This window comes from Burkholderia sp. Se-20378 (assembly GCF_017104665.1).
Taxonomy (GTDB): domain Bacteria; phylum Pseudomonadota; class Gammaproteobacteria; order Burkholderiales; family Burkholderiaceae; genus Burkholderia; species Burkholderia lata.
In genome coordinates, this window is sequence record NZ_JAAGPG010000815.1 from 1 (window position 1) to 2,715 (window position 2,715).

Sequence of the window (2,715 nt, forward strand, 5' to 3'; positions counted from 1 at the left end):
TGCTGCAATGGAGCGCGACGTCGGACACGCTCGACCGGCATCTCGCGCAGGCTGGCTGGCAGCGCGCGACGCCGTGGTCGCCGGCCACCGCGCTGCGCTGGCTGTTGCCGCAGGCGCCGGCCGATGCGCTCCCGGTGCTGCCGCGCTATACGCATGGCGAAAGCACGCGCCGCGTGTTCGTCCGCGTCGATCCGGGCCAGCCGGAAAGCCGCCTCGTGCTGCGGCTGTGGCGTTATCCGTATGTGCTGCAGGACGCGCTCGGCATGCGGCCGCTGTGGTACGGCGCGTTGTATCGCGAGACGCTGCACCGGCCGGCACGGCTGATGACGATCGTGCGCACGACGACGATCGACGATGCGGCGACGATCGCGAAGGCGCTCGCGGTCGAGCCGACGATCGAGCATCCGCCGGCGGGGATGACGAACGCGCCGGCGGAGATGCTGCTGGTGTGGATGGTGAGGCCGTGAGCGGGTGGTGGCCGCTTATGCGTGCGCCGGCTGCGCAGGGACGACGGACAGGCGCAGGCCGACGGTCTTGAGCACCGCGAGCAGGGTTTTCAGCGTCGGGTTGCCGTTGGGGGAGAGCGTGCGATACAGCGATTCGCGGCTGATGCCGGCTTCGGCCGCAACCGCGCCGAGCCCGCCGTACGCTTCCGCGACCGTACGCAGCGCGAGCAGGCCGGCCGCGCGGTTGTCGGGATCGTCGAGCGATTCCATCGCGACGCGCAGATAGGCCACCGCGAGTTCGCGGTCGGCGCCGAGTTCGGCGACTTCCGCGTCGTGGTGCGATACCGCACCTTTGAGCTTGGTCATGTTTGCCTCCGTTTCCAGTTCGACCAGTGTTCCTTTGCACGCCTGATGTCGTCGGGTTGACTGCTTTTGTCGCCACCTGAAAGCAACAGCACCAGTGCGCCGCCGTACCGCCCGAAATACACGCGGTAGCCTGCGCCGACGTGGACGCGCAGTTCGATCACACCTTCGCCGACAGACTCGCAATCGCCGAAGTTGCCTGTCTGCACGCGGCGCAGGCGTTCGCGAATCCGGGCCTGCGCAAGCTTGTCGCGCACGGCGTTCAACCATTCGGTGAAGGGCTCGCGACCGTCGTCGCGCTGGTAGCGAAGAAGTTCGAACTTGGATAGCATTGTAACTTATAAGCTACAAAAAGGAAGAAGGGTAAATGGAGTGGTCGTGCGAGCTGCCGGGTGGTGCGCGTGGGGGACGTGTACGCATTGCCTGGTCGGGGCGACACACGACGCCGCATGCACGTTGCTGCGCATGCAGTGCCTTCGAAGTGCGGGATTTCAGGCAGCGAAGCCGGCTTCCCGGACGAAGATCATTCTTTCATCCGGTGCGCAGGGTGACGATTCGGCCGGATGGCCAAAGTCGATGGCCCGGTGACGGGCACGCGCGGCGGGTGGGGGGACGGGGAGACGAACGTAAAAAAACAAACCTGTCGGCGCCGGCGCGTCGCGCCTCGCGAGCCGACAGGCCTCCTGACATTACTGCTTCGCCGGCACGGCCGTCGCGACCTTGTCGAGCGCGGCCGGGATGTACGTGTCGAGCTGCGTAGTGACCGATTCGTAGAAATCGATCGGCTTGCCCCACGCGTCGGGTACGTCGACGTGCTTCCCGGACGCATATTCGGCGAGCGTGAACACCTTGCCGGCGGCCGACGGATAGAGCGCGAGCACCTTCTCCTTGTGTTTGTCGGTCATCGTCAGGATCACGTCGGAATGCTTGATGTCGTTTGCGTTCAACTGCACCGAACGGTGCGCGGACGTGTCGATGCCGCGGCGCTTCATCAGGATCACGCCGTTTTCTTCGGGCTTTTCGTCATACGGATCTTCGTCGACCGCGCGCGAGATCACCGCGATGTGCGCGTGGCGCTGCGCGATCAACTGGCCGGCGATCGCTTCGGCCATCACGCTGCGCCCGGTGTTGCCGGTGTCGACGAACGCCACCTTCTTCGGCTCGTCGGCGAATGCCGACGTCGCGCACTGGATGCCGACGCAACAGAGCAGTGCCAGCGTGTTGAGGGTGTGCCTTCTTTTCATGATGTCTCCGCGAGGGTGGGGGAACCCCGGCGGCGCGCCGGGGCCTGCGGGAGATCATGCCGGCCGCATGCGACAGAAAAAAATAAACGACCGGTTTTTGCAAGACGGCGTCGCTTCGTCGCAAGCCGGCCCGGTGACGGTGCATGCGCCGCGCACCCGATCGGGGAAGCCGCAAACCGCTGCCCCGATCGCTGTGCATGACTGCTTCATCGTCACGCCGTCACCGCCACCCGCTCCGCCGCAAACCCCGCCAGCGTCCGCAACGCATCCCGCGCCGACCGCAGGTAAAACGCCTGCAGATGAAACACATGCCAGCGCGCCGCATGAACCTCCAGCCGGCACGGCACGCCACAGGCTTGCGCATGACGGGCCAGCCGCAGCGCATCCGACAGCAGCACCTCCTGGTCGCCGGCCTGGACGAGCATCGGCGGCAGGCCGCGCAGGTCGGTGTCGAGCGGGCCGCGGGTCGCCACCGAACCGGCGCCGTGATACCAGCGCAGCCCCTGTTCGAGCCAGCCGCGACGGATCATCGGATCGTCGTGGCGGCGCGAAGCCAGCGTCAGATCGGAAGCGCGTCGTGCAGGGAACGAGTGTGCGCAAGCGTGTAGGTCCGGGCTGGCGCCGCGCCAAGTAATACAAAACAACCCACACACGTACGACAA

5 protein-coding genes are annotated in these 2,715 nt (G+C 66.3%); 1 reads left to right on the forward strand and 4 read right to left on the reverse strand.

The window, feature by feature from the left end:
• Positions 1 to 467: LssY C-terminal domain-containing protein (locus tag G3N93_RS37840; protein ID WP_206135306.1), on the forward strand; the 467-nt coding region annotated here is incomplete at its 5' end.
• 15 nt (positions 468 to 482) lie between these two features.
• On the opposite strand, the gene G3N93_RS37845 is transcribed toward G3N93_RS37840, so the two are convergent.
• The 4 genes from G3N93_RS37845 to G3N93_RS37860 form a co-directional block, all read right to left on the reverse strand.
• Positions 483 to 812 (reverse strand): DNA-binding protein, encoded by a 330-nt coding sequence (locus tag G3N93_RS37845; protein WP_011356110.1) that lies wholly within the window; start codon positions 810 to 812, stop codon positions 483 to 485.
• Complete coding sequence (locus tag G3N93_RS37850; protein ID WP_039354568.1) at positions 809 to 1,141, reverse strand: type II toxin-antitoxin system RelE/ParE family toxin; 333 nt, start codon at positions 1,139 to 1,141, stop codon at positions 809 to 811. The genes G3N93_RS37845 and G3N93_RS37850 overlap by 4 nt, the downstream gene beginning before the upstream one ends.
• Positions 1,142 to 1,498: 357 nt before the next feature.
• Positions 1,499 to 2,053 (reverse strand): protein tyrosine phosphatase, encoded by a 555-nt coding sequence (locus G3N93_RS37855; RefSeq protein WP_174938362.1) that lies wholly within the window; start codon positions 2,051 to 2,053, stop codon positions 1,499 to 1,501.
• 212 nt (positions 2,054 to 2,265) lie between these two features.
• Entirely contained in the window at positions 2,266 to 2,706 is a 441-nt protein-coding gene (locus G3N93_RS37860) for an alpha/beta hydrolase fold domain-containing protein (protein ID WP_307873452.1), read from the reverse strand.
• Positions 2,707 to 2,715: the final 9 nt, after the last annotated feature.